Origin of the sequence: Streptomyces fildesensis, assembly GCF_016107395.1 — a bacterium.
Lineage (GTDB): Bacteria > Actinomycetota > Actinomycetes > Streptomycetales > Streptomycetaceae > Actinacidiphila > Actinacidiphila fildesensis.
This window is the reverse complement of record NZ_JAAIKO010000177.1, coordinates 1-488: the sequence shown is the minus strand read 5'-3', so window position 1 is coordinate 488 and position 488 is coordinate 1. Positions and strand designations below refer to the sequence as shown.

Below are 488 nucleotides of genomic sequence, written 5' to 3'. Positions count from 1 at the left end.
CAAACTCCCAGAGTACTGATACAATGGCGATGTTTCCTTTTGGTGGCAGAAGCAACATGTTCGATCCTTTCATGGCGGACTTTTGGGATCAATTCGAAGGCCCGCCTCACATGACTCGCAATTTCTGGAGCCTTCCGTCATCTGTGTCTCACGAGACAGCGGCAGTCGCTAACACAAGAGTAGACTGGAGGGAAATGGCGGAGGCTCACGTGTTCAAGGTGGATCTCCCGGGGCTGAAGAAAGAGGAGGTTAAAGTAGAAGTCGAAGATGGGACAGTTCTGCAGATCAGCGGGGAGAGAAGCAGGGAACAGGAGGATAAGAACGATCGTTGGCATCGTGTTGAGCGTAGTTCCGGTAAGTTCTTGAGGCGCTTCAGGCTGCCGGAGAATTCCAGGATGGATCAGATCAAAGCAGCAATGGATAATGGTGTCCTAACCGTGACAGTTCCTAAGGTGGCGGTGAACCCACCTGACCTCAAGACTATTGAG

1 protein-coding gene is annotated in these 488 nt (G+C 51.6%); it reads left to right on the top strand.

Annotation, left to right across the window (positions count from 1 at the left end; all coding sequences use genetic code 11):
- Window positions 1–194: 194 nt before the first annotated feature.
- Window positions 195–488: Hsp26/alpha crystallin family protein (locus C6N31_RS47210; RefSeq protein WP_198359658.1), on the top strand; the 294-nt coding region annotated here is incomplete at its 3' end.